This is a genomic window from Thermocatellispora tengchongensis, assembly GCF_014202315.1.
Lineage (GTDB): Bacteria > Actinomycetota > Actinomycetes > Streptosporangiales > Streptosporangiaceae > Thermocatellispora > Thermocatellispora tengchongensis.
This window is the reverse complement of the sequence record NZ_JACHGN010000010.1, coordinates 377,309-403,853: the sequence shown is the minus strand read 5'-3', so window position 1 is coordinate 403,853 and position 26,545 is coordinate 377,309. Positions and strand designations below refer to the sequence as shown.

Genomic DNA, 26,545 nt, shown 5'->3' with positions numbered 1-26,545 from the left:
GGCCGCAATGTCAGGCGTCGCGCTCGGGGTTCAGCGGCGCGAGCAGGTCGTGCAGCTCCTCGAACAGGCCGGGCGCCGCGCACAGCGTCATCTCCGGGCTGTACGGCCTGCCGTGCAGGCCGCCGATCCTGGCGCCCGCCTCGGTGGCGACGAGCCCGCCCGCGGCGTAGTCCCAGTAGTTGGGGCCGCGCTCGTAGTAGCCGTCGAGCCGCCCGGCCGCGACCGAGCACAGGTCGGAGGCCGCCGATCCGGCCCGGCGGACGTCGCGCACCGCGGGCAGCACGTGCGTGAGCACCTCCGCCTGTACCTTGCGCCGTCCCGCCTGGTAGCCGAACCCGGTGCCGATGAGCGCCTGCGACAGCGGCACGCCGGTGTTGCACCGCAGCCGCTCGCCGGCGAGCCAGGCCCCGCCGCCCAGCGAGGCGGTGAACACCTCGCCGCGCGGCACGACGTTCACGACCCCGGCCACGATCCGGCCCTCGACCTCCACGGCGATGCTCACCGACCATTCGGGCAGGCCGTAGAGGAAGTTGACGGTGCCGTCGATCGGATCGACGACCCAGCGCACAGCGCCCTCGCCGGTCGCGCCGCCCTCCTCGCCCAGGATCGCGTCGCCGGGCCGCGCCGCCTTGATCCGGTCGCGGATCAGCTCCTCGGCGGCCCGGTCGAGCGCGGTCACCACGTCGGTGGGGCTGGACTTGGTCAGCAGCACCTGCGGGCGCGCCGGCCGCTTCTCCAGCAGCATGGCCCCGGCCTCTCGGGCGATCTCCTCGGCGAGCGCCGCGAACTCCTCGGGGGTGGGAAGGGACGCGCTCATGCCAGCGACTCCGGACGCACCCACTCCTCGCCCAGCACGTGCTGGGCCAGGAACGCCAGGACGGTCTCGTACCAGGCCACGATGTTGCCCGGCTTGAGCACCCAGTGGTTCTCGTCGGGGAAGTAGAGGAACTTCGACTCCACCGAGGAGCGTTGCAGGTCCCACCACAGCCGCAGCGCCTCGCCGATCGGCACCCGGTAGTCGCGGTCGCCGTGCACGACCAGCATGGGGGTCGAGATCCGCTCCAGCGACAGGTGCGGCGACAGGCGGGCGTAGGTGTCGGAGCCCGCGGGGCCCAGCTCGCGCTGCCAGTACGCCGGCTCGTCGGTGGTGCCGCCGAACTGCTCGAAGTGCCACAGCGACGCGTGGGTGACGATCGCGCGGAACCTGTCGGTGTGCCCGGCGATCCAGTTGGCCATGTAGCCGCCGAAGGAGCCGCCCATTGCGCCGGTGCGGGCCGCGTCGATCTCGGGCAGGGCCACCGAGGCGTCGGTGATCGCCATCAGGTCGGCGAAGGTGCGCGGCCCCCAGTCGCCCCAGCCGCGCGCGACCATCTCGGGGCCGTAGCCGGTGGACAGGCACGGGTCGGGCAGCAGCACGGCGTAGCCGTGCGCGGCCATGATCCACGGGTTCCACCGCCAGGACCAGTCGTTCCAGCTCGCCAGCGGGCCGCCGTGGACCCACAGCAGGAACGGGGCGGGGTTGTCGGCGGAGGCGCCCTCGGGCAGCACCAGCCAGCCCCGGACGCGCGCGCCGTCGTCGGCGGTGGCGGAGATCTCGGTGAGCGTGCCGGGCACGTCCAGGCGCGGCGCCGGGGAGGGCAGCTCCTCCACGCCGCCGCCGTCGGCGGCGATCCGCACCGGGGCGGCGGCCTGGGCGACGCCGCTGCGCAGCGCGAACACGGCCGTGCCGTCGGGCGAGGGGCACAGCTCGGAGTACGACCAGTCGTCGGGCGTCAGGCGTACGGGCTCGCCGCCGTCGGCCGGGACCCGGAACACCGGGCGGCGGCCGTCGTGGTCGGCGGCGACGTACAGGGAGCGCGAGTCGGGGGCCCAGGCCACCGCGGCGGGCCACAGCTCGCCACCGCACGCGGTGCCCTCGCCGGTGGCCAGGTCGATCACCCACAGCGTGATCTCGGGGATGCGGTCGGGGGCGGCGTGGCGCTCGCGCACGCACGCGACCAGCCGGCCGTCGGGCGAGACCACGACGGGGCCGTTGAAGTCGTGGCCGTCCTGGCGCGCCAGCACCCGCGGCTCGGCGCCCCCGCCGGCATCTCCGGTCTCGGTCGGGATCACGACCAGGTCGGTGCGCATCTCGCCGCCGGGGAGCCGGTGGTGCCAGGTGGTGATCACGGACGCGCCGTCGGGGGTGACCGCGAACGACGCCTCGCGCAGCGCGCCGCCGGGGGACGGGGTCAGCTCGCGCGGCTCGGCGGCGTCCTCCTCCGCGGCGGGCGCGGCCAGCGCGAACAGCCGGGTCTGGCCCGGCCCGAGGTCGTGGTCCCAGTAGCGGACGGGCGAGGACTCGTGCAGGATCGCGCTGACGCCGGCGTCCTTGCGCGCCTTGCGCCGCTCGGCCTCGGTGGCCTGGTCGCCGGGCAGCACGTCGGCCGAGAACACGATCGCGCCCCCGCCGGCCCGCGCCCGCCCCAGCGCCCCCGGCCGCGCCGCCACCCGCCACGCCTCGCCGCCCGCCGCCGGCAGCAGCCACAGCGCGGGCTGCTCGTCGTCCTTGTCCTTGACGGTCGGGTCGGGCCGGCGCGAGACGAACAGCACGTCGCCCGCCTCCGTGAACTCCGCGGCCGCCTCGCCCTTGGCCGAGCGGGTCAGCCGCCGCGGCGCCCCTCCGGCCGCGACCGGCACCTCCCACAGCGCCGTGCCGTAGGACTTCCCGTCGGGCTGCAGCGACTGCACGGTGGCGACCAGACGCCCGCCGTCGGGGGACAGCCGCAGCTCCCCGATCCGCGGCACGCCGACATATTCACGAATGTCCTTGAACAACGTCACTACACGAACTTACACAGCTCGGCCGGGGTGCGTGCGTACCGAGTGGTGTGCCGGATCGGGTTGGATGGGGGCATGGCAAGCTATGACGCCTTGGTGGTGGTGTCCTTCGGCGGGCCGGAGAAGCCCGCGGACGTGATGCCGTTCCTGGAGAACGTCGTACGGGGGCGCGGGGTGCCGCGGGAGCGGCTGCTGGAGGTCGAGGCGCACTACCAGCGCTTCGGCGGGGTCAGCCCGATCAACCAGCAGTGCCGCGACCTGATCGAGGCCCTGCGGCCCGAACTGGACGTCCCGATCTACTGGGGCAACCGCAACTGGCACCCGTTCCTGGAGGACACCGTCCGGCAGATGGCCGCCGACGGGGTGCGCAGGGCCGCCGCGTTCGCGACCTCCGCGTACGCCGGCTATTCGAGCTGCCGCCAGTACCTTGAGGACATCGAGCGGGCCAGGGCCGGGGTCGAGGGCGCCCCGCGGATCGTCAAGCTGCGCCACTTCTACGATCACCCCGGGTTCGTGGCGGCGGTGGCCGACCACGCCCGCGACGCGCTGTCGCGGCTGCCTGAGGAGCACCGGCGCGACGCGCGGCTGGTGTTCACCGCCCACAGCATCCCGCTGTCCATGGCGGCCTCGGCCGGGCCGGCCGGCGGCGCGTACGAGGCGCAGCTCCACAAGGCGTCCTCGCTGGTGGCGGCGGCGCTGGGGCGCGGCGAGCACGACCTGGTGTGGCAGAGCCGCAGCGGCCCGCCGCAGGTGCCGTGGCTGGAGCCCGACGTGTGCGACCACCTGGACCACCTGGCCAAGGAGGGCGTGCGGGCGGCGGTGCTGATCCCGGTCGGGTTCGTCTCCGACCACATGGAGGTCGTCTACGACCTCGACGTGGAGGCCGCCCAGCGGGCCGAGGAGCTGGGCATGCACGTCACCCGGGCGAAGTCCGCGGGCACCCACCCTCGGTTCGTGCGGATGGTGCGCGAGCTGATGGAGGAGCCCGAGCCGGCGCCCTGCGCCGCCACGTGCTGCCCGCCGCCGGCACGCCGCGGCGCGGGCGGCTGACCGGGGCTCACGAGGGCCGACCGGGGCCTTCCGGGGCCGGCCGGGGCTAACCGTCGGGGTAGGCCTGGGCGTAGCCGGCGGCGATGCCGAGCACCTTGTCCACGTAGGACCAGGAGTGGTTGTAGTGCCACACGGCCTTCCTGAGCTTCTCGCCGCCCTGGTTGGCGCCGGTGGCGCACAGGTAGTTCGCGGCCGAGGGCACGGCGTCGTACGGGCTCCAGATGTCGGCCACGCCGTCGCCGTCGCCGTCCACGCCGTACGCCTTCCAGGTGGCCGGCATGAACTGCATCGGCCCGAGCGCGCCCGCCGACGACGGGCCGTTGTTGCGCCCGTGCGAGCTCTCCACCTGGCCGATCGCGGCCAGCACGGTCCACGACAGGCCGGGGCAGACCGCGGCCGACAGGCGGTAGAGCTCCAGGTAGCTGGTGGGGCGGCCCACGAGCACCCGCTGCGGCGCGGCCGGGGCCTTCTCGGCGGTGTCGCCGACGCCGGACCGGGCGCCGCCGCCCCCGCCGACCGTGACGACCTGGGCGTCCTTGCCGAGCAGCTTGCGCACGCCGGCGTCCATGGCGGCGACCCGCTCCTCGGGGCCGTGCACCAGCACGGCCACGCCGGGCAGGAGGCCGAGCCTGCGGCCCAGCTCCGGGCCCACCAGGCCGTCCACGCCGGGCAGGCCCAGGGTTGCCGAGGCCGCCACGCGCAGCCGCGGCCCGCCGTCCACCTGGTAGGCCGCGCCGAGCACCAGGCCCAGCCTGCGCGCGGAGTCGCCGGAGGCGACCATCTCGCCCTTGGCCAGCGCCTCCCACACGGCGGGCTGGTCGGCCACCACCTTGGGGGTCCAGGAGCGGAACTGCGCCGGATCGACCGCGAGCAGGTTCAGCCCGGCGCCCGAGACCTTCACCGCGCCCGCGTCCACGGCCGCGACCTTCTGCACGTGCTTCAACGCGGAGATCTTGTGCAGGGTCTCCTGAGGCACCGAGGCGGGCGCGATGGCGAACACCCGGGGCGGCGTCGGCGTCACGCCCGGCCCGCCGATCACGGCGGCGGTGGTGGGCGGGGGCGCCGGCGAGGCGGGGGGCGCGCTGGGCACCAGGGCGTCGATGCCGGCCAGGCTCTGCCGCGGCTGTCGCGGCGGGGGCGGCTCCGCCGGGGCCTGCGGACGCCCGACCAGATAGACCCCGGCCCCGGCCGCCGCGCAGGTGATCACCACGACGAGCACGGCGAGAAGGGCGTGCGGCATGGAGGCGCGGGAAGAGCGGGGCATCGGCCTCACGTTAGTCCGATCGGCGCACAGATTCGCCCAGAAAGCCAAAAATCACTTGTCGTGCCGCACGATGTGAGTCATGGTCTGACAGGGCATAGAGCCATTACATACCAGTGACCGCCGGCATGGCGGCGATCCACGCCGAGTGGCGTGCGGAAAGGAAGTCGTCGTGGTCGGGCCGTACCGAGGGCTCTTCGACATGCCCGGGGTCAAGGGGTTCGTCATCGCGGGGTTCTTCGGGCGGCTGCCCATGTCGATGCTCGGCATCGGCGTGGTCGTCCTGGTCTCCGAGCTCACCCACTCGTACGCCACCGCCGGCGCGGTGGCCGCGACCGTCTCGCTCGCCTTCGCCGTCGGCGCCCCGGTCTCGGGCCGCCTGGCCGACCGGTTCGGTCAGGCCAGGGTGCTCGTCCCGCTCACGATCGTGCACGCCGCCGCGCTGGTCGCGCTGATGCTCTGCGCCGGTCTGGGCGCGCCCAGATGGACCCTGTTCGCCACCGGCGTCGTCGTGGGCGGCGCCGCCGTCTCGCTGGGCGGGATGGTCCGGGCCCGCTGGTCGCACCTGCTCGGCGGCTCCGGCAAGCTGCACGCCGCCTTCTCCTTCGAGTCGGTGGCCGACGAGGTGATCTTCGTGACCGGCCCCGCCCTGGTGACCGGGCTGGCCACCACGGTCAACCTGTACGCCGGCCTGATCGTGGCGCTGGTGTCCACCGTGATCGGCTCGCTGGCGCTGGCGTTCCAGCGGCGCACCCAGCCGCCCGCGCGGCGCGGCGTGCGGGGCGGCGGCACCCCGATCACGATCCCGGGCGTGATGCTGCTGTCGTGCGTGTTCCTCGCCATGGGCTCGGTCTTCGGCTCGGTGGACCTGATCACGGTGGCGTTCGCGCGCGAGCAGGGCGCCCTGGCCATGTCCGGGGTCATGCTGGCCTGCTTCGCCGGGGGCAGCATGGTCTCCGGCCTGTGGTACGGCTCGCGGGTCTGGAAGATCTCGCTGCGCGGCCGGTTCGTGCGCAGCGTCGCGGTGTTCGCGCTCGGCCTGAGCCCGATCGCGCTCATCGGCAACGTGCCGCTGATGGCCGTCGCGCTGTTCGTCGCCGGGCTGGCCATCTCGCCGACGATCATCACCGGGTACATGCTGGTGGAGCGCCTGGTGCCGCCGCACCTGCTGACCGAGGGCATGGCGTGGGTGTCCACCTCGGTGGGCCTGGGCGTGGCGCTCGGCGCGTGGGCGGCCGGGCGGCTCACCGACGCGTTCGGCGCCTCCAACGCGTACGCGTTCTCCTTCGGCTGCGCGTTGCTCGCGCTGGCCATCGGCGCCGGCGGGTCGAGCCTGCTGCGCGTGCCCAAGACCTCCACCGTGAAGCCCGCCGGGCACTGAGGTCACGCCGGGAGCTCCGATTCGTTCGCACGCGCACCTGTCGCGGCGGCCTACCGGTGGGTATGGTGCGAATGCATGGCGTTCCGAAACTGGTCGGGCAACCAGTCGGCCACCCCCGCCGAGGTGCGCGCGCCGGCCTCGGCGCGCGAGGTGGCGCGGGCCGTGCGCGACGCGGCGGAGGCGGGCATGCGGGTGCGCATGACCGGCTCCGGCCACTCCTTCACCGGCGTGGCCCTCACCGAGGGCATGATGCTGCGGCCCGACCGGCTGACCGGCGTGCTCGCCGTGGAGGACGACCAGGTCACGGTGGCCGCCGGCACCACGATCCGCGCGCTCAACGCCGAGCTGGCCCGGCGCGGGCTGGCGCTGGCCAACATGGGCGACATCGACGCCCAGACCGTCGCCGGGGCGATCCAGACCGGCACCCACGGCAGCGGGCGCGACTCCGGCGGGCTGGCCGACCAGGTGACCGCGCTGGAGATGGTGCTGGCCGACGGCGAGACCGTCACCGTGCGCGCCGGGGGCGAGGCCGAGATCCGCGACGGCGTGACCGAGCGCGACCTGTTCGACGCCGCCCGGGTGGGCCTGGGCGCGCTGGGCGTGCTCACCGCGATCACCTTCCGCGCCGAGCCCGCCTTCCTGCTGCGCCACGTACGCCGCCCGATGCCGCTCGGCGCGCTCCTGGACGACCTGGACTCCCTCACCGCGGGCAGCGAGCACCTGGACTTCTTCTGGCTCCCCCACACCGACACCTGCCTGGTCAAGCGGAACAACCGCGACCGCGGCCCGGCCTCGCCGCCGGGCGCGTTCCGGCGCTGGCTGGATGACGAGTTCCTGGAGAACACCGTCTTCGGCGCCGCGTGCGCGATCGGGGCGCTGGCGCCCGCGGCCATCCCCGCGATCAACCGGCTGTCCGCGCTGGCGCTGTCGCAGGGCGCCTGGGTGGACGCCTCCCACCGCGCCCTCATCAGCGTGCGCCGGGTGAGGTTCCTGGAGATGGAGTACGCCGTGCCGCGCGAGCACCTGGAGCAGGCGATCCGCGAGGTGCGCGACCTGATCGAGCGGCGCGGGTGGCGCATCGGCTTCCCGGTGGAGGTGCGGGTGTCGCCGCCCGGCGACGCCTGGCTGTCCACGGCGTACGGGCGGGCGACCGGCTACGTCGCCTGCCACATCTACCGGCCCACCCCGAACCCGGCCTACTTCGAGGAGGTCGAGGAGATCATGACCGGGCTGGGCGGGCGTCCGCACTGGGGCAAGCTGCACACCCGCGACGCCGCCTACCTGGACAAGGTCTACCCGAGGTTCGCCGACTTCCTCGCCCTGCGCGACCGGCTCGACCCCGGGCGCCTGTTCGGCAACGCGTACCTGGAGACGGTGCTGGGCCCATGAGAGCCCGGGTGAGGGCGGGGTGAGAGTCGTCGGACTACCCGCCCCCGGTCAGCGCCGCCCCGGCCGGGCGTAAAGACCTCGCCCGCAAAGCGGAGAGGGCGCGTGTCACGCGCCGCGCGGGCGGCGTACGCGGGGCAGATTCGTCATCGCGGCCCGCCCTTCGGCCGCCCTGCCCCCGCAGCCCAGACCGCCCGACGTCTCCAGGAGTTGTGCCGCCCATGACCGTCCCCCGCCGACCTGGTATGCCCGGCCTCTTGCGCCAACGGCGCACCGGAGCGAGTCTCGATTGGAAACAATCGGAGTGGGTGGTCGGCGCGCAGCGGGCAGGCGTCCGATGACCGCGGCAAATGTGACCGGCGTCACATCGTCCCCCGCCCTCCCCGAGAAGGCGATGTTCGGACATGCCGGGTACGGTGCTGGCAGGCAACCGGCACACGCGAGAGACTCAAGGGTCCGGGGGAAGATTGAGCACGACGACGAAGGGACTCGCATGCAGGAGCTCCGACTCGTCGCGGTGAGCGAGGACGGCACGTACCTCGTGCTGGCGACGGCCGGGCGAGGCACGCGGTTCACGCTTCCCGTCGACGACCGGCTCCGCGCCGCGGTCCGTGGCAACTTCTCCCGTCTCGGCCAGTACGAGATCGAAGTGGAGAGTCCGTTGCGCCCCAAGGAGATCCAGGCACGCATCCGCGCCGGAGAGACGGCCGAGGAGATCGCCGCGACGGCGGGCATCCCGGTGGAGCGCGTCCGCTGGTTCGAGGGGCCGGTGCTGCAGGAGCGGGAGTACATGGCGCAGCAGGCGCAGCGCGTCGCCGTGCGCCTGCCCGGCGAGTCCTCGCCGGGCCCCACCCTGGGCGAGCTGGTGGCCGAGCGGCTCACCCGGCGCGGCGTGCCCGCCGACGAGATCGACTGGGACTCCTGCAAGCGCGACGACGGCATGTGGCGGATCAAGCTCGGCTTCGTGTGGAACGGTCACACGCGCCACGCCGAGTGGCTGTTCGACCCCCGCCGCCGCCACATCTCCCCCCACGACGACGAGGCCATGCGCCTGTCCGCCTCCGACTACGTGGACCCCCCGGCGCCCTCCACCCCCGACACCACGGTGACGCCGTTCGTGCCGCGCGTCGCCAAGCTGCAGCCCGTGCCGCCGCTCGCCCCCGAGCCGCTGATGCAGCCGCCCGTCCACTTCCCCTCCGTCGTACGCCACGACCCGCCCGCCCCCGCCGAGGCCCCCGCACGCCCCGAGACGGCGGCCCTGTCCCGCTTCGAGCCGCCCGCCCTCCCCCGCGCCGAACCCAACCTCCCCCGCCCCGAGCCCCGCCCCGCCCCGGAGGAGCCCCGCCAGAAGCCCCCGGTTCAGGAGCAGATCACCGTCGAGGAGCCCAGCGCTCCGGAGGCCACCATCCAGGAGGCCACCGTCCGGGAGCCCAGCGACGCCCGGGAGGCCACCGTCCAGGAGGCCACCGTCCGGGAGGAGCGGGCCCGCGAGGCCGTCCGGCCCTCCGCCGCCGCCGAGCCGGCCGCCCCGGCGCGCCCGCAGGCCGCCCCCGCCCCGCCGCCGGAGCCCGTCGTGACGGACCCGGCGCCCTCGCAGGAGCCCGCCACACCGGCCGAGGCGCCCAAGCCCGCACCGGAGCAGCCGGCGCCCGCCGCCCCGGTGGCCGAGGAGCCCGCGGCCCCCACCGCACCCCCGCCCGCGACCGTCACGGCCCCGCCGGCCGAGCCCGTCGCGCCCCCGGCCGAGCCCGCCACCGCCCCGGCAGAGCCCGTCAAGGCCGCGGCCGAGCCCGCCGCCGCCCCGGCCGCGCCCGTCGCGGAGCCGCGGCCCGAGCAGCCCGCCGCGCCCGCGAAGACCGCCGAGGCGGCCGAGGCCACCAAGGCCGCCGAACCGCCTTCGGCACCCGAGCCCGCCGCGCCCGCTCCGGCCGCCACGCCGGAGAAGGAGCCCGAGCCCAAGCCGAAGAAGGACGAACCGGCGGCGGCGAAGGAGGAGCCGGAGGCGGCCGGAAAGAAGACCGAGGAGGAGCCGGCCCCGCCACCCCCTGCCCCGCAGCCCGCCCAGCCCCCGGCCAAGCCCTCACCGGCCCGCCCCGCCAAGAAGAGCCGGGGCCGCCGCGCCTCGGTCCCGACCTGGGACGAGATCATGTTCGGAGCCCGCCGCCAGGACTGACGCGCCGGGCCCCCGGGTGTCGAGTCGCTGGATCGCCGCGCGGACGGCCTGGCCGTAGCCGTCGTCCTGGAGCGTGTCGAGGTGTCGCCGGGCCTGGGCCAGGTGGGTGCGGGCCAGGGCGGAGTCGCCGAGTCGGTGGTAGTCGGCAGCGAGGTTCAGGTGCAGGGACGGGTAGAACCCGCGGATCGTCAGGGACGCGTGATGCTGTCTGGCGCGCTCGTCGGTCACCGACGCGGCGGCCTCCAGGGCTCGCAGGTCCCAGGCGAGCTCGTCGCGCGGGTCCTGTTGGAGATCGGCCATGTAGTGGGCGAGGACGCATCGGTGGAAGGGGTCGCCGTCGGGGGCGATCTCCTCCCAGATCTCGGTGAACCGTTGCCGGGCCCCGTCGGTCTCTCCTGCGTGCTGCAGCGCCATGGCGTCCTCGATGCGCTTCATCGTCTCGTCAGCGGTGGTCACGGGTGCCTTCCTCGCCGGTCGCCGGTGATCTCGGGACAGCGTACGGGCGGCCACCGACAGCCGGACCGGCACCCGAGGCGGGGGCGGGGTCAGCGCATGAAGGGGGCGATCCAGTCGGGGGTCACCTCGGCGGCGAAGGCGGGGCCGTCGGCCTCGGAGACGTCCACGGCCTCGTAGCCGCCCACCCCGGCGCCCACGCCGGCGATCACGGTGAGCACCCCCGCCCGCCGCTGGAACCAGGTCTGCTTCAGGGTCCACCCGACGACCGCGCGGCGTTCGACCACCGCCTGGGCTCGGCGCAGTGCGCCGGATCGCACCGACAGGTGCGTGCCGTCGTACGCGTGGCCCAGGGAGCGGTAGCGGTCCAGGCCGAGGGGCACGCCGAGCAGGGCCAGTACGAACGCGATACCGGTGGGCACCCACCACGCGCCCGCGCCGGTGGCGAGCGCGAGGAGAGCGCCGGCCGCGGTGAGGGCCGCCCAGGGGGCGACGGCGCGGAACAGGCGGCGACGGCGCGCGGCGGGCGGGTGGGGGCGCAGGGGGGCCGCGAGTACGCCGATCGCCGCGCCGGTCACCCGGCCGGCCTCGGCGCGCGGCACGACCGGCAGGAGCTGTCCCCGGGTCTGGGAGTCGCCCAGGCCGGTGACGATGGCCCACACGCGCGCCACGCCCGCCCACCGCTCGGCGAGCCCTTCGACGATCTCGAACCCGCGCACCCTGCGCCGCTCCAGCGACACGCTGCGCCGGGTGATCAGGCCGCGCTCGGCGACGAGGTAGCCGTCGCGGGAGCGCAGCGTGAAGTCCCAGTTGAAGATCGCGTACATGACCACGCCGGCCAGCGGCATCGCCACGACGAGCAGGGCCGCGGCGACGAGCAGGAGGTAGGGGTGGTCCCACAGCCAGCGTCCGGCGCTGACCGCGGCGTCGCCGCCGAACCCGAGCTGCTCGCCCCACTGGAACGCCAGGCCGACCGCGCCGGCCGCGAGGGCGAACGGCGTGAGCAGGTACGCGCCGGACAGCGGGCCGTACCGCAGCCACTTGCGGGGCACCCGGGCGTACACGACCTCGGGCTCGCGATGCGCGGCGGCATGAGCCGACGCGCCCGCCTCAATCGCCTCAGAAGCCCCGATCGCCTCGCCAGGCACACAGGTCCCGGCGCCCGCCGCCGGGGCGTCCACGGCCGCCAGGGGCCCGTCTGGGCCGATCTCCGGGCCGGCCCCGGGGGTGGCGGCGCGGCGGGCCCGCGCGGTGCGCAGCAGCACCGTCTTGAGCCGTTCGGCCTCGGCCACGGTCACGCCGTCCAGCTCGCCTTCCTGCTTGCCCGCGCCGTGGGCGCCGGTGTCGATGCGCAGCACGGCGAGGCCGAGCAGGCGGTGCAGGGGCGGCGTGGCGATGTCCACACCGCGCACGCGTTCGAGCGGGATCGTCCGCACCGACCGGCTGACCAGCGCCCGGGTGAGCTCCAGCCGGTCGTCCACGATCCGGTAGGTGAAGGTGGCCCACCGGATCACCGAGTAGGCGACCGAGCCGACGACGCCGATGGCCGCCCACCCGAACGACGGCGGCGAGAAGCCGCCCACGAACAGCACGCCGACCAGCGGCAGGAACAGCGAGGGCAGCATGCGCACCGGGTCGATCAGCAGCATCCGCGGGCTCAGCCGGGCCGCCGGGGCGTACGAGGGCGCGGGGCCCTGACCCGGCGGCGGCGCGCCTCCGGGGACGGGGCCGGGAGGTCCGGGCGGGGTCGGGGAGGCGGTCATGTGGCGTCGTCCCGCAGTTCCTCGGCGCGCCGGGCCAGGTCCTCGGCCAGGCGGGCGGCGACGGCGTAGTCGAGGCCCTTGATGCTGGACGACCCCGCGTACGAGGCGGTGCGGATCTCGACGGTGGCCAGCCCGAGCAGGCGCTCGAACCAGCCCTGCTCCTTGTCCACGGTCTGGATGCGGCTGACCGGCACGAACACCCACTGGCGGCTGAGCCAGCCCGAGCGGGCGTACACCACGTCGCCGGACAGCTCCCACCGGTGCACCGCGTAGCGCCAGAACGGCTCGATGACCACGAACGGCGCCATCAGCACGGCGACGGCGGCCGGCAGCCACCAGATGCCGGCCTCGATCCAGCGGGGCAGCCAGGACCAGGACGCGCCGCTGATCCACGTGGCCGCGAGGGCCGAGCCGCCGACCAGCAGCACGAAGCCGAACAGCGACTCCAGCAGCCACAGTGTGATCGCGCGGCGGGAGACCTGGTTGGCCGGGTCGCGCAGCGGGACGCTCACCTCGGTTCCTCCCCACCGCGGGAGGCGTCGCGACGCCCCCGCCGTCCGGCTCCCGCCCGCTTGGTCCGGCTTGTTCGCACCCTCACGCTGCCAGCCTAGAGCCGGTACCCCCCTCCATCCGGCTCCGCGTGTCAGCGATCTGTCAGAACCACGCCGGAGCCGGGCATGCCGCGTGTCAGCGCGCGCGCCGCGATCTCACGGAAATGTCAGTGGCGTCCGGCACCCTGGGAGGGACTGACGGAAGGACGCTGACATGCCATACGCGATCGAGGCCGAGGGCCTGGTCAAACGCTACGGCGAGACCACCGCGCTCGACGGGGTCGACCTCGCGGTGCGCCAGGGCATGCTGCTCGGCGTGCTCGGGCCCAACGGGGCCGGCAAGACCACCGCCGTGCGCATTCTCGCCACGCTGCTGCGCCCCGACGCGGGCCGGGCCGCGGTCGGCGGGTTCGACGTCGTGACCGACGCCCACCGGGTCCGCTCCCTGATCGGCCTGACCGGCCAGTACGCCGCGGTTGACGAGATGCTGACCGGCGTGGAGAACCTGGTGATGATCGGCCGGCTGCTCGGCCTGTCCCGCCGCGAGGCCAAGCGCCGCGCCGGCGAGCTGCTCGACAGGTTCTCGCTGTCCGAGGCGGGCGGGCGGGCCGCCAAGACCTACTCCGGCGGCATGCGCCGCCGGCTCGACCTGGCGGCCAGCCTGGTGGGCAGGCCGCAGGTGCTGTTCCTGGACGAGCCGACCACCGGCCTCGACCCGCGCAGCCGCACCGAGCTGTGGGACGTCGTGCGCGGGCTGATGGCCGACGGCGTGACGGTGCTGCTGACCACGCAGTATCTGGAGGAGGCCGACCAGCTCGCCGACTCCATCGTGGTCTTCGACCGCGGCACGGTCATCGCCTCCGGCACCTCCGACGAGCTCAAGTCGGCCTCCGGCGGGCAGGTCCTGGAGGTCAGGCCGGCCGAGGAGGACCGCCTCGACCTGGCCGCCCAGGTGATCGCCGAGGTCATCGGCGCCGCGCCCGAGGTCTCCGGCGGCCGGGTGACCGCCCCGGTGCACGACCCGGCGGTGGTGCCCGCGATCGTGCGGCGGCTCGACGACCTGGGGATCGTCGCCTCGGAGCTGTCGCTGCGCAAGTCCAGCCTGGACGAGGTGTTCCTGGCCCTCACCGGCCACCGGGCCGAGAGCGAGCCGGCCGATCACGACAGCGCCGATCACGACAGCGCCGATCACGACAGCGCCGATCGTGACAAGACCGGTCGTGACAAGACAGGTCGTGGCAAGGGCGACCGTGGCAAGGGCGACCGCGACAAGCAGGAGGCGTACGCATGACCGCGATGACGACGGCCACGCTGCCCGCGGCGGCGGGGCGGCGCGTCGGCCTGGGGGCCACGCTGAGGCAGACCGCCACCCTGGCCTGGCGCAGCCTGGTGCAGGTCAAGCACAACCCGTGGGAACTGCTCGATCTCAGCATCCAGCCGATCATGTTCCTGCTGCTGTTCACCTACGTGTTCGGCGGCGCGATCTCCGGCTCGACCGGCGACTACCTGCAGTTCGCCCTGCCCGGCCTGCTGGTGCAGAACGCCCTGTTCTACACCCTGTCCACCGCGATCGGGCTGAACACCGACATCACCAAGGGCGTGTTCGACCGGCTGCGCAGCCTGCCGATCGCCCGTACCGCCCCGCTGGCGGGCCGGATCCTGGCCGACACCTTCAAGCAGGTGTGGGCGTTCGCGCTGCTGGTCGGGTTCGGCATGGTGCTGGGCTTCCGGGTGACCACCAGCGTGGCCGGGCTGCTCGGCGCGCTGGCCCTGCTCGTGGTGGTCGCGCTGGCGATGGCCTGGATGTCGGTGCTGATCGGGCTCAAGGCGAGCAGCCCCGAGAAGGTGCAGATGATCGCCTTCTCCACGATGATGCCGCTGACGTTCACCAGCAGCGCGCTCGTGCCGTCCGACACGTTCCCCGGCTGGCTGGAGGCGTGGTCCGACGTGAACCCGGTGACCCACCTGGCCGACGCGATCCGCGGCCTGCTGATCGGCGGCGAGGTGGCCGGACCGGCGGGGGTGTCCCTGCTGTGGTCGGCCGGCTTCGTGCTGGTGTTCGCGCCGCTGGCCATCCGCGTCTTCCGCACCACCGCCTGAGGCCGCCCCGGTGCCCGGATCGCACCGCTCCCCCAGGGCGGGCCGCTCCCCGGGGGCCGGCCCGTCACCGGACGCGCGTCGCTCTCCGGGGGAGGGCCGCCCCTGCTCGCGGGGGTCAGGGGCGGGCGGTGAGACGCGTACGGGCGAGGGCCACCACGTCGTCCGGGGTCATGGCCAGGCCCCGGGCGTAGTGGTGGCCGAAGTCGTCCTCGGTGAGGGCGTCCCTGGTGAGCCCGGTGACCCACACGTGGTCGTAGTCCACCACCGCCCCGACGCCCCGTACCGACTCCACGCCGCCGAGCAGGGCCGCGGCCGTGCCCGGGTCGGCGGTGGCGGCGGCCCAGCCCGCGACCGCGACCAGCACCACGCCGATGAGCTGCGCGTCAGCGGTGCCCATCCCCTGATCCAGGGCGGTGAGCAGCATGCGGCGGGCGGCGGCGTGGTCCTCCTCCTGCACCGCCACCAGTGCCAGGCCCGCGTGCAGCGCGGCCGACAGGTGCGGCGGCGGCGCGCTGACCCGGTCCAGCACCGTCAGGGCTCGCACGTAGTGCCCGCGGGCGGCCTCGAAGTCGCCGTCCTGCCGGGCGAAGTCGCCCCAGGCGCCCTGGATCCCCGCCTCGCCGACGACGTCGCCGTTCCGGCGCACCAGCTCGGTGACCTCCTCCAGCATCCGCACCGCGGCCTCGCGCTCCCCGGCCGTGTTCAGGCTCAGGGCCAGCCGCGCCCGCAGGTACGGCGTGTCCTCCACCGCCCCGAGCCGGTCGAGCAGGGCGAGCGCCTCGCGCGTGACGTCGTTGGCGGCCTTGGCCTCGCCGCGCAGGAAGTGCAGCTCCGCCAGGGAGCTGAGGGCCATGCCGGTGCCCCAGGCGTCGCCGATCTCGCGGAAGCCGGCGAGGGCCGCGCGCAGGTCCCGCTCGCCTTCCTCCAGGTCGCCGCGGTTGAGGTGCGCCACGACTCGGAAGGCCCGGCCCACCGCCACCACCCAGGGGTCCGACAGGCCCACCAGCTCGTCGAGCACGCCCACGTCCTCGGACCGGCCATCGCCGAACAACGCCAGGTACGGCCCGGCCAACGCGAGCAGCGGATGCGAGTCGAGGCTCAGGCCGGCGCGCTCGGCCAGTCGCCGGGCCTCCGCCAGCACGTCCCTGGCCGAGTCGAACAGGAACGACGCGCCGACGGCGTTGAGCGCGTACACGGCCAGGGCCGGCGCCCGCAGCCGGGGATCGGCGTCCTCGCCCGCGACCTCCAGGGCCTCCTGCGTCCGGTTCGCCCCTTCCAGGCGGTGCCCGCGCAGAAACCAGTACCAGCCCAGCGCCCCCGCCATGCGCAGCGCGAGCGGGCCGTGCCCGCCATCGAGCGCCCAGCGCAGCGCCGCCGACAGGTTGTCGTGCTCGGCCGACAGCTCGGCCAGCCGGGCGATCTGGTCGTGGCCGCGCAGGTGGCGGTCGGTCTCCTCGGCGAAGGCGGCGAAGTGGTACGCGTGCGCCCGCCGCATGGCCTCCCGCTCGCCCGACTCCTCCAGCCGCTCGGCGGCGTACGCGCGGATGGTCTCCAGCATCCGGTACCGCCCGCCGTCGAAGACGACCAGCGACTTGTCCACCAGCCGCCCGAGCACGTCGAGCACGTCCCCGGGCGCGGGGGCCGGCACGGCCGAGCACACCTGCTCCACCGCCTCCAGGGTCGCGCCCTCGGCGAAGACCGCGAGCCTGCGCATGAGCACCCGCTCCTCGTCGTCGAGCAGGTCCCAGCTCCACTCCACGACCGCGCGCAGGGTCTGGTGCCTGGGCAGCGCGGTACGGCTGCCGCCGGTCAGCAGCCGGAACCGGTCGTCCAGCCGGTCGGCGATCTGGGCGGTGGTCAGGCTGCGCAGCCGGGCCGCGGCCAGCTCGATCGCCAGCGGCATCCCGTCCAGCTCCCGGCAGATCCGCAGCACGGCCGGGAGGTCGTCGGCCACGCGGTAGCCGGGCCGTACGGCGGCGGCCCGGTCGGCGAACAGGCGCACCGCCGGATAATCGGCCGCCGCGCCGGGGTCCGCGCCGGGCGGCGGCAGCGCGAGCGGCGGCAACGTCAGCGTGACCTCCCCGGTGATGCCGAGCGGTTCCCTGCTGGTGGCCAGCACGCGTACGCCGGGGCACTGCGCGAGCACCCGCTCGGCGAGCGGCGCGGCGGCCTCGACCACGTGCTCGCAGTTGTCCAGCACGATCAGCGCCCGCCTGCCCGCCAGCGCCCGCAGCAGCCGCTCGGCCGGATCGTTCGGCTCGGGCACCGGCCACGGCGGGTTGCCCCGCACGTCCATGGCCGCCGTGACGGCGGACGCCACATCCGCGGCGCGCGCGACCGAAGCCAGCTCCACCAGCCACACCCCGTCCGGCAGCAGCCCGCCCGCCACCGCCGCCACGCTCTCGGCCGACTCCACCGCCAGCCGCGTCTTCCCCGCCCCGCCGGGCCCCACCAGCGTCACCAGCCGGTTCTCCCGCAGCAGCTCCCCCACCGCGGCGACCTCCCGCTCCCGTCCCACGAAGCTGGTCAGCCGCGCCCTGAGATTCCCCCGCCGCACCGCGGGCCCCTCGTGCTCCCCCCGGGCAACGCCCCCGTCCCCCGTCAGACCACCGCCCGAGCCTGCTCCGGCCTCCCGGCCGCCCAGGTACCCCTCGCCACCGGCCCCGATCACAGTGTCTCGGACCCGGACCTCACCGCCCCCGGCTCGGATCTCACCACCACCGCCGCCGATCCGACCGTCATCGGCCCCGACGCCGCGCGCCTCACCACCACGAGCCCGGACCTCATCGCCCCTGGTCCCGGCCTCACCGTCGTGGGCCCGGACCCTACCGACACCGGTCCCGATCCGGCCGCCATCGGCCCGGACGCCGCGCGTCTCACCGCCACGGTCCCAGATCTCATCGCCACGGTCCCAGACCTCATCGCCCCCGATCCCGGCCTCACCGCCCCTGGTCCCGACCCCACCCTCGCGGGCCCGGACCTCACCACCCCCGGCTCCAGCGCTCCCGCCTCCCCCGGCTCCCGCGCCCCCGCCGCCGGACCCGCGACCGCCTGCCGCGCCTCCGGAGGCGTCCTGGTGGCCATCGCCACCCACAGCCCCGAGGCCATCTCGCGCGCCACCAAACCCGCCACCAAGCCCGCCGCCGTCCGCGCCGTCCAGATCACGCGCGCGCCCGGCTCCCGAGGCCCCGCCCCCGACGCCCTCGGCGCCGGTTCCATCAGCCACACCATCGGGGCCGCGCTCGCGCCCACCGGCAGACTCGCCCCACGAGCCCGCGCCCCGGCCGCCCCAGCCCTCGGCCGCCCCGGCGTCGGCGAATCCGGCGCTCCCCTCCACGCCACCAGTGACCCCGCCGCGCGAGGCCCCGTCACCCGCACTCCACGCCCCGGCCGTCCCCGGCCCCTCGGCCCCGTCGCCACCCTCAGGGCCGCGCCCACGCCCGCCGCCGGCGCCCCCGCCCCACGAGGCCGCATCCCCGGCACCCCACACCACGGCCGTCCCCGATCCCGAAGACCGGGCATCACCCTCAGGACCGCCGCCGCGCCCGCCGCCGGCGACCTCGCCCCGTAAGGCGGCATCCCCCACGCGCCGCGCATCCCCCAGGCCCCGCGCATCGTCCGCCCCCGTGGCCTCGGCGTGTTCCCGGGCGACGGGCTCGGTCCAGGTTCTGCGGAGCATGGCCAGATGGAGGGCGGACAGCTCCGGGGAGGGGTCGGCGCCGAGTTCGTCGGCGAAGGCCGAGCGGGCGGACTGGTACGCGGCCAGGGCCTCGATCTGGCGGCCGGCGGCGTACAGGGCGCGCATGTGCAGGGCGCGCAGGCGCTCGCGCAGGGGGTTGGCGGCGATGATCTCCGGCAGATCGGCCGCGACCGCCGCGTGCCGGCCCAGGCGGATGCCGGCCTCGGCGCGGTCCTCGATGGCGCACAGGCGCAGCTCCTCAAGGCGCGCGACCGCGCCGGTGGCCACGTCCGAGCCGGTGAGCTCGGCGTACGCCGGGCCGCGCCACAGGCCGAGCGCCTGGTCGAGCAGGTCGGCGGCGGCCTCGGCCGCGGCGGGCCCGTCGGCGGAGTCCAGCGCGCGGCGGCCCCCGGCGGCGAGGAGGACGAAGCGGTGCGCGTCCACCTGCTCGGGTTCGACGGCCAGGCGGTAGCCGGAGCCCTCCGACACCACGGCGGCCGACGGGAGCGCGGCGCGGAGCCGGGAGGCCAGGGCCTGCAGCGCGTTGGGCACGGCCACCGGCGGGGAGTCGCCCCAGATGCCGGCGACCAGGGTGTCCTGCCCGACGGGCCGGCCGGGGGTGAGGAGCAGGAGGGCGAGGAACGCGCGCAGCCGCTGCCCGCTCAGTTCGACGGGGGTTCCGGCGGCCCGGATTTCGAGGGGGCCCAGCACTCCGAAGCGCGTTCGTGTGTCCAAGCTCACCCCCTCCATGCCTCGATTGTGGCGGATTAAGGGGCATTTCGCCGCCGCGGAGTGTCCGGATCCGGTCAGCACATCCGTCAGATCCGCGTAGCATCAACGGGCATGGGGCAGCCGAAGACGTCAGCGCTCGCAACGCGCGCCGCCGCATGCGCGGCGGTGGCGGGTTCGCTCGTTCTCGCCTCCGGCTGCGGGCTCCTGGGCGCTCTGTCGCCCTCGGGCCAGGTCCTGGATTCCATCAGCGTGTCGAGCCCGCGCCTGAGTGAGGATGCCCCGTTGCCGGCGGGTTATTCCTGCAAGGGCACGCTCGGCAATCCGCCGCTTCGGTGGTCGGGGGTGCCCTCGCCCGAGACCAAGTCGGTGGCGATCGTCGTCGACGACGACAACGCGACCGAGGGGGCTCAGGTGCACTGGGTGCTGTACAACATCGACTACCGCACCACCGAGATCGGCGAGAACGTCGTGAAGGACGGCCTGCCCGAGGGGTCCGTTCAGGGGCCCACGTCCAGCGGCAAAGTCGGCTACTCGCCTCCATGCCGCCCATCGGACAACTATCGTTTCACCGTCTACGCGCTCAACGCGAAGATCAATCTACCCAAGGACGCGACGCTCTCGGAGACCCTGAAGCGCATCGCGGACCGGACCATCGCACGAGGCCGGTTGACCACGGTCCACATCGAGTGACCCGCTGAGCACCGGAGGTAGTAATGGTTACCAATTCTTCACTTAGGGTGTGACAACGGTCATAGTGGTCCGACACAATCAGATCCAATCGCTGAGCGTTGGTGATCAAGGGGGGCAGATCGCGTCGATGGCCGCGCGATCTCACCGGCGCCGCTGGCAGGCCATGGCCTTGAGGGTGGTGCAATGATCGCGGTCGTAGCAAGCCTGGTCGCCGTCGTGCTCCTCGTGCTCGTCGTCGTGGCACTGGGCATGCGCTCCATGAACCGCCGGGAGAGCGCCCTGCCGCCCGAGCGCCTCAAGGAGATGGCCGAGCAGGCCGAGAACAAGCCGCAGCTCTCCTCCGACGACTTCGCGACCCGCGAACCCCGCCTCACCAGCTACGCGCCCGACTTCAGCCCGATCGAGGACGACGAGCGGCCCTCCGCCCGCCAGCGCGCGGCCGCCCGTGCCCAGCGCGTGGCCCGCCAGGCCCAGGGCGCCCGCGGCAGGCGGGGCGTCAACGAGTGGGGCGAGGCCGACGACTACGACGACGACTACTGGACCCGGATCAGCGCCGACGACGACGGCGCCGGCGGGACCATCGCGGCCAAGGGCGGCGCTCCCGGCGCCGCCGAGGGCGAGGCGCGGGAGCGCCCGGTGGCCGACCCCGACGCGACGACCGTGCAGGCCAAGCTGCCGGCCGCCCCCGCCAAACCCGCGCCGTCGAGCGCGCTCGCCGAGCTGGTCGAGCCCGTCCAGCCCCCGCCGGTACGCCCGGCGCCCTCCGCCGCCGCGGTGGCCGAGCAGAAGACCGTCACCTTCGCCGCCCCCACCCCCGACCCCGCGGGCCCCGTGCCCACCGGCCCGGGCCCCGTCGCCCCGGCCGCCACGGGACCGCAGGCCGTCCCCCCGCCGCCCGCGGCCGGCGCGACGCGCGGCACGCCCGGGGCACCCGGCGCCCCCGCCCCGTCCGGCATGCCGCGCCGCACGCCCGCGGCGTCCGGCAGGCGCGCGGGCGGCGCGGCCCGGCGCACGCCCGCCTCCGGCCCGCGGCCCGAGCCGCGTACCGGCGCGCGTCCCGACCCGCGCACGGGATCGCGGCCCGACCCGCTGGCCACGCCGCGGACGGCGTCCTCGCGGCCCGACCCGCTCGCGTCGCCGCGGTCGCCGTCCCGCCCCGACCCGCTGAACGCGCCGCGTACCCCCGGGCGCTCCGACCCCCTGGCGGGGGCGCCGCGCGCTTCGGCCCGCCCCGACCCGCTCAACGACCCGCTGCCCCCGCGGCGCCGCTCCGGTTCGGGCACCGGCGCCAACGCGACCGGCCCGCTGGCCGCACAGCCCGCGCCCGACCCGCTCGGCCTCGACGCCCTGGGCGCCGACCCGCTGGCCACCGGCCCCTACCCGGCGCGCCAGGCCCGCTCGACCGGCCCGCTCGATGCTCCGGGCGCGCGCCGTACGACCGGCCCGCTGGACACCCCCGCCCCCTCGCGCGGCACGGGCCCGCTCGACGTGCCCGCGCGTGGCACGGGCCCGCTCGACGTCCCCGCCTCCCCGCGTGGCACCGGGCCGCTCGACGTCCCGGCCGCCGCCCGCGGCACCGGGCCGTTCGACGCCCAGCCCTCGCCCCGGGCCACCGGGCCGTTCGAGGCGCCCGCCTCGCCCGCCGCGACCGGGCCGTTCGCCGCCGATCCGCTGGCGAGCGGCGGCCTGCCGGTCTCCGGCGGACGTACGGCGTCGCCCACTCCGCCGGTGATCCCGGTGCCGGGCACGGTTACCCCGATCAGCGGCACGGTGTACGCGTTCCCGGCCGCGTCCGACCCGCTGGCCGCGCCCGATCCTCTGAGCGCGCCCGACCCGCTGGCCGCGGCCGACCCGCTCGCCGCGTCGGACCCGCTGGCCGCGGCCGGCCCTCTTGGTGCTCCGCTTGCGGCGCCGACGGGCGGGCGGCAGGCGCCGCCGGCGACCGACCAGCCGCACGGCTACGCCTGGAGCGGCACCGCCGACATCCTCGACGACCCCGCTCCGGCGGGCCCGGCGGCCGCGCAGTCCTCGTCCTCCTCGCCCTCCTGGCCCGCGGCGGCCACTGCGGCGCCGGCCGGTGGCCCCTACCAGCAGCCGTCGCCGTACCCCGGGTCGTACACCGCGCCCTCCTACGAGGTGAGCACCGGGTGGGCGACGATCGACGACTCCGACACGATCACCGGGCCCTCCCCCGCCGCCTCGGCGACGACCATGCCGGGCCGCACCGTCTCGCCCTACGAGTACGACCCGTCGTCGGCGCAGCCGCCCGTCAGCGACGTGCTGTCGGGGAGCGGATCGACCGGCTACTCCTACGACGCCACCGCGCAGTACCAGACCCCGGCGCCCGCGGCCACCCCCGCGCCCGCGCCCGCCTCCTCGGGCGCGCCCGCCGCGTGGCCCGAGCAGCCCGCGGGCGGCGGCAGCGGGTGGCCGACCTACACCGAGCTGTACGGCTCGGCCCAGGCGCAGGAGACAGAGGCCGTGTCCGAGAAGCCGGGCACCCGCGGCGGCCACCACCGAGCCCCAGATCCGGATTATCCCGACTACTACCGCTGACCGGCCGCGCAATCCGGCAAGGCAGCCATTCCACTCCTTGCCGACCTTTCTCCTAACTGGGTAAAGCCGTTCGGCAACCCTTAGTTTCTGTCGGCCCCTCGGCATAAGGTCTGGGGCATGACGAACACTCAGCGTGATGTGGCGACCGCGCGGCGTCACCTCACCTCCGTGCTCAAACACGACCTGCCCGCCTCGCTGGTCGTCTTCCTCGTCGCGATGCCGCTGTCGCTCGGCATCGCCATCGCCTGCGGCGCCCCCCTCGTGGCCGCCCTCGTCGCCGCCGTGGCGGGCGGCATCCTCGCCGGCGCGCTCGGCGGCTCCGCGGTGCAGGTGAGCGGGCCCGCCGCGGGCATGACCCTGGTGCTGGCCGAGCTGATCCACACCTACGGCTGGCGCGCGACCTGCCTGATCACCCTCATGGCCGGCGCGCTGCAGTTCCTCCTCGGCGTGTTCAAGGTCGCCCGCGCCGCCCTGGCGGTCTCCCCCGCCGTCGTGCACGGCATGCTCGCCGGCGTCGGCGTCACCATCGCGCTCGCCCAGCTCCACGTGGTGCTCGGCGGGGCGCCGCAGCGCGGCGCGCTGGAGAACCTGGCCGAGCTGCCCGGTCAGATCGCCACCCTCCACGGCGACGGCACGATGACCGGGCTGCTGGTCATGGCGGTTCTCCTGGTGTGGAACCGGCTGCCGCGCCCGGCGCGCACGCTGCCGGGCCCGCTGGTCGCGCTGGTGGTCGCCGCCGGGGTCGCCGCGGTGTTCGGCTGGCGGGTGACCCACCTCGACCTCGCCGGCAGCATGGACTCCTGGGTCGGCCCGGCCCTCCCCGACGCCGACTGGCACGGCGTCGCCGCCGCCGTGCTGCTGGTCGCGCTGCTCGCCAGCGTCGAGTCGCTGCTCAGCGCGATCGGCATCGACCGCCTCCACGACGGCCCGCGCGCCGACCTCGACCGCGAGCTGACCGGCCAGGGCGTGGCCAACATGGTCAGCGGCGTCCTCGGCGGGCTGCCCGTGGCGGGCGGCATCATGCGCAGCACCGCCGGCGTGCGGGCGGGCGCGCGCACCCGCTGGACGGCCGTGCTCAACGGCGTCTGGGTGCTGGTGTTCGCGGTGTTCCTGTCCTGGACCGTGCAGTTGATCCCGGTCGAGGCGCTGGCCGCGCTGCTGGTGTTCATCGGCGTCCAGATGGTCAACCTCGGGCACATCTCCCACCTGCGCGGCCACGGCGAGGTGCCGGTCTACGCCGTGACGTTCTTCGGCGTGGTGCTGATCGGCCTGGCCGAGGGGGTGCTGATCGGGCTGGGGCTGGCCGCGCTGCTCGCGCTGCGCCGCCTGACCTGGGTGACCGTGCGCACCACCAGCGAGCCCGACGGGCGCTACCACATCGTGGTCGCCGGGTCGCTGACCTTCCTGGGCGTGCCCAGGCTGACCGCGGCCCTGCGCACGATCCCGCAGGGCGCCGCCGTGGACCTCGAACTCAACATCGACTTCATGGACAACGCGGCGTTCGAGGCGATCCACACCTGGCGGCTGGAGCACGAGCGGTTCGGCGGCACCCTGACGATCGACGAGATCCACGACGAGTGGTACGCCCTGGCCGCCAGCGGGGCCCGGATGTTCCCGGCCAAGACCCCGCCCCGCGCCCCCGACCGCTGGTGGCTGCCCTGGGCCTACCGGCGCAGCCGCCGGATGCCGCAGGAGCACCCCGAGCCCGCCGTGCCGCACCCGGTGCCCGCCGTGCCGGTCACGAGCGCGGTCAGCGCCGAGTCCCCGGCCGCCGCGGCCAACCCGACCCCGCCCCCCAACCCCACCACCCACGCACCCCCAGGTGGAGCGACCGCCACCGTGACCGCCCCGGCACCCGCATCGCCCCATGAATGGGGACACCCGACCCAGGACCAGGCCCACCCGGCCCATGACCAGGCCCACCCGGGGCACGACCAGGCACACGCAGGCCACGACCAGGGACACCCGACCCATGGCCAGGCCCATCCAGGCCACGACCCGGGACACCCGACCCATGGCCAGGCACACGCAGGCCACGACCCGGGACACCCGACCCATGGCCAGGCCCATCCAGGCCATGACCGGGCACACCCGGCCACCGAGCGGGCGCACGTGACCGTCGGGCGCTCGGGCCGCTCCATCCCCGACCTGCTCGCCGGCACCGGTGAGTTCCACCGGCACACCGCGCCGCTGATCCGCCCCATCCTCACCCGCATGGCGCGCAAGCAGGAGCCCTCCCACCTGTTCATCACCTGCGCCGACTCCCGCATCGTGCCCAGCCTGATCACCGCGAGCGGCCCCGGCGACCTGTTCACCGTGCGCAACCTGGGCAACCTCGTGCCGCGCAAGGGCTCGGTGCCGACCGACGACTCCGTGGCCGCCGCGATCGAGTACGCCACCACGATCCTGGGTGTGCGCACGATCACGGTCTGCGGCCATTCGGGCTGCGTCGCCATGGCGACCCTGCTCAGCGCCGGGGTGCAGGCCGAGGAGATGCCCAGCGTACGCCGCTGGCTGCGCCACGGCGGCCACACCCTGGCCAGGTTCATCGGCTCAGAGGGCCACGGCGACGACACGGGCCCGCTCGACCGGCTCTGCCGGGTCAACGTGATCCAGCAGCTCGCCAACCTGCACACCTACCCCGAGGTGGACCGGCTGGTCGCCAAGGGGCGCCTGGAGCTGGTCGGCCTGTACTTCGACATCCCGGCGGCCCGCGTGCACGTCCTGGACCGCGAACGGTTCTCCCGGACGGCGGCCCGCGACCACCAGATCTGCTGACCCCCGTCCCGCCCCGGCGCGGCCGTACGCCCTGGGCGTACGGCTTGCGCCAGGGGTGAAACCGCGCTGACCCGCCACATCCCCCGGGCGAAGAATGACCGGTATGAAAGTTCTGATCATCGGCGGCTCGGTGTTCCTCGGGCGCGCCATCACGCAGGAGGCGCTGCGCCGCGGACACGAAGTGACCACCTTCAACCGCGGGGTGAGCGGCGACGACCTGCCCGGCGCCGAGGCGGTGCGCGGCGACCGCGAGGTCACCGCCGACCTGGAGCGGCTCGCGGAGGGCCGCACGTGGGACGCGGTGATCGACGTGTGCGGCTTCGTGCCGCGCGTCGTCGGCGAGTCCGTACGCGTGCTGTCCGGGCGCGCCGCCACGTACGCCTTCATCTCCAGCATCTCCGCCATCGCCGACTTCCCCGCCAAACCGGTCGACGAGACCTCCCCGCTCCACCCCTGCGAGCCCGACGCGGGCCCCGACGACGGCGACTACGGCGCGCTCAAGGCCGGGTGCGAGCGCGCGGTCGAGCAGGGCTTCGCCGGGAACACCCTGATCATCGTGCCCGGCCTGATCATCGGCCCGTACGAGAACGTCGGCCGGCTGCCGTGGTGGCTCACCCGCATCGCGCGCGGCGGGCAGGTGCTCGCCCCCGGCGATCCGAACCGGCCGATCCAGCTCATCGACGCCCGCGACATCGCCGCCTTCACCCTCGACCGGTGCGAGGCGGCCACCCCCGGCCGCTTCCTGACCAGCGGCGTCCAGGGCAACACCACGTTCGGCGAGTGGCTGGCGCTGTGCGCCCGCGAGACCGGCTCCAACGCCGAGTTCGTCTGGGCCGACGACGCCTTCCTGCTCGACCACGGGGTCCAGCCGTGGAGCGAGCTGCCCCTGTGGGCCCCCGACACCCCGGGCTTCGACGCCGTCTGGCTGCCCTCCTCGGCCAAGGCGCTCGCGGCCGGCCTGCGCTGCCGCCCGGTGGCCGAGACCGTCCGCGACACCTGGGCCTGGCTGCGCGAGATCCCGGAGGAGAAGCGCAGCTTCGGCAACGCCGAGCTCCGCCACGGCATCGACCCGCAGAAGGAGGCCGAACTGCTCGACGCCTGGCTGCGTCGCGCGCCCTCCTGACCAGGCCCGATCGCGGGCCCGATCGCGAGGCCGATCGCGGGCCCGATCA

Annotated in this window: 17 protein-coding genes; 10 read left to right on the top strand and 7 right to left on the bottom strand. The window is 75.2% G+C overall.

What is annotated here, in order from left to right; all coding sequences use genetic code 11:
• Window positions 1-10: 10 nt before the first annotated feature.
• Together HNP84_RS24870 and HNP84_RS24865 are read right to left on the bottom strand one after the other, a co-directional pair.
• Window positions 11-817 carry an inositol monophosphatase family protein gene (locus HNP84_RS24870; RefSeq protein ID WP_185052279.1) on the bottom strand — a complete coding sequence of 269 codons (807 nt, stop codon included), beginning with the start codon at window positions 815-817 and terminating at the stop codon, window positions 11-13.
• Complete coding sequence (locus HNP84_RS24865) at window positions 814-2,823, bottom strand: S9 family peptidase (RefSeq protein WP_185052278.1); 2,010 nt, start codon at window positions 2,821-2,823, stop codon at window positions 814-816. Before HNP84_RS24865 ends, HNP84_RS24870 begins: the two co-directional genes overlap by 4 nt.
• 72 nt (window positions 2,824-2,895) lie before the next feature.
• Between HNP84_RS24865 and HNP84_RS24860 the strand changes: the two genes are divergently transcribed.
• Window positions 2,896-3,870 carry a ferrochelatase gene (locus tag HNP84_RS24860; protein ID WP_185052277.1) on the top strand — a complete coding sequence of 325 codons (975 nt, stop codon included), beginning with the start codon at window positions 2,896-2,898 and terminating at the stop codon, window positions 3,868-3,870.
• Between the two features lie 46 nt (window positions 3,871-3,916).
• On the opposite strand, the gene HNP84_RS24855 is transcribed toward HNP84_RS24860, so the two are convergent.
• Window positions 3,917-5,134: a lytic transglycosylase domain-containing protein gene (locus HNP84_RS24855; RefSeq protein WP_246518556.1), complete on the bottom strand. Its 1,218-nt coding sequence runs from the start codon at window positions 5,132-5,134 to the stop codon at window positions 3,917-3,919.
• Between the two features lie 169 nt (window positions 5,135-5,303).
• Between HNP84_RS24855 and HNP84_RS24850 the strand changes: the two genes are divergently transcribed.
• The 3 genes from HNP84_RS24850 (at window position 5,304) to sepH (ending at window position 10,071) form a co-directional block, all read left to right on the top strand.
• Window positions 5,304-6,512 carry an MFS transporter gene (locus tag HNP84_RS24850; protein ID WP_185052276.1) on the top strand — a complete coding sequence of 403 codons (1,209 nt, stop codon included), beginning with the start codon at window positions 5,304-5,306 and terminating at the stop codon, window positions 6,510-6,512.
• Between the two features lie 75 nt (window positions 6,513-6,587).
• Complete coding sequence (locus tag HNP84_RS24845; protein ID WP_185052275.1) at window positions 6,588-7,901, top strand: D-arabinono-1,4-lactone oxidase; 1,314 nt, start codon at window positions 6,588-6,590, stop codon at window positions 7,899-7,901.
• A 490-nt stretch (window positions 7,902-8,391) separates the two neighbouring features.
• A complete protein-coding gene (sepH, locus tag HNP84_RS55190) occupies window positions 8,392-10,071 on the top strand; it encodes a septation protein SepH (protein WP_185052274.1) in 1,680 nt (559 codons plus the stop codon).
• Here sepH and HNP84_RS24835 read toward each other — a convergent pair.
• The 3 genes from HNP84_RS24835 to HNP84_RS24825 form a co-directional block, all read right to left on the bottom strand.
• Complete coding sequence (locus HNP84_RS24835) at window positions 9,979-10,527, bottom strand: hypothetical protein (protein ID WP_221336657.1); 549 nt, start codon at window positions 10,525-10,527, stop codon at window positions 9,979-9,981. The two genes, sepH and HNP84_RS24835, sit on opposite strands and share 93 nt — an antisense overlap.
• Window positions 10,528-10,616: 89 nt before the next feature.
• The gene (locus HNP84_RS24830; protein WP_246518555.1) at window positions 10,617-12,287 is read right to left on the bottom strand and encodes a PH domain-containing protein; all 1,671 of its coding nucleotides are present in this window, start codon (window positions 12,285-12,287) and stop codon (window positions 10,617-10,619) included.
• Window positions 12,284-12,799, bottom strand: a complete 516-nt coding sequence (locus tag HNP84_RS24825) for a PH domain-containing protein (protein WP_312925640.1) — start codon at window positions 12,797-12,799, stop codon at window positions 12,284-12,286. The genes HNP84_RS24830 and HNP84_RS24825 overlap by 4 nt, the downstream gene beginning before the upstream one ends.
• Before the next feature lie 253 nt (window positions 12,800-13,052).
• Between HNP84_RS24825 and HNP84_RS24820 the strand changes: the two genes are divergently transcribed.
• Together HNP84_RS24820 and HNP84_RS24815 are read left to right on the top strand one after the other, a co-directional pair.
• Window positions 13,053-14,129 (top strand): ATP-binding cassette domain-containing protein, encoded by a 1,077-nt coding sequence (locus HNP84_RS24820; RefSeq protein WP_185052273.1) that lies wholly within the window; start codon window positions 13,053-13,055, stop codon window positions 14,127-14,129.
• Window positions 14,126-14,938 (top strand): ABC transporter permease, encoded by an 813-nt coding sequence (locus HNP84_RS24815; protein ID WP_185052272.1) that lies wholly within the window; start codon window positions 14,126-14,128, stop codon window positions 14,936-14,938. Before HNP84_RS24820 ends, HNP84_RS24815 begins: the two co-directional genes overlap by 4 nt.
• A 115-nt stretch (window positions 14,939-15,053) precedes the next feature.
• On the opposite strand, the gene HNP84_RS24810 is transcribed toward HNP84_RS24815, so the two are convergent.
• A complete protein-coding gene (locus HNP84_RS24810; protein ID WP_185052271.1) occupies window positions 15,054-19,352 on the bottom strand; it encodes an AfsR/SARP family transcriptional regulator in 4,299 nt (1,432 codons plus the stop codon).
• 108 nt (window positions 19,353-19,460) lie between these two features.
• Here HNP84_RS24810 and HNP84_RS24805 point away from each other — a divergent pair, with 108 nt between their 5' ends.
• The 4 genes from HNP84_RS24805 to HNP84_RS24785 all read left to right on the top strand — a co-directional run bounded on the left by HNP84_RS24805 (window position 19,461) and on the right by HNP84_RS24785 (window position 26,496).
• Window positions 19,461-20,039, top strand: coding sequence for a YbhB/YbcL family Raf kinase inhibitor-like protein (locus HNP84_RS24805; protein WP_185052270.1), 579 nt, complete (start codon window positions 19,461-19,463; stop codon window positions 20,037-20,039).
• 183 nt (window positions 20,040-20,222) lie between these two features.
• On the top strand, window positions 20,223-22,595 hold the full coding sequence (locus HNP84_RS24800) for a hypothetical protein (protein ID WP_185052269.1): 2,373 nt from the start codon (window positions 20,223-20,225) through the stop codon (window positions 22,593-22,595).
• A 117-nt stretch (window positions 22,596-22,712) separates the two neighbouring features.
• Window positions 22,713-25,373, top strand: a complete 2,661-nt coding sequence (locus tag HNP84_RS53405) for a SulP family inorganic anion transporter (RefSeq protein WP_246518554.1) — start codon at window positions 22,713-22,715, stop codon at window positions 25,371-25,373.
• A 103-nt stretch (window positions 25,374-25,476) separates the two neighbouring features.
• Window positions 25,477-26,496, top strand: a complete 1,020-nt coding sequence (locus HNP84_RS24785) for an NAD-dependent epimerase/dehydratase family protein (RefSeq protein WP_185052268.1) — start codon at window positions 25,477-25,479, stop codon at window positions 26,494-26,496.
• Window positions 26,497-26,545 lie beyond the last annotated feature (49 nt).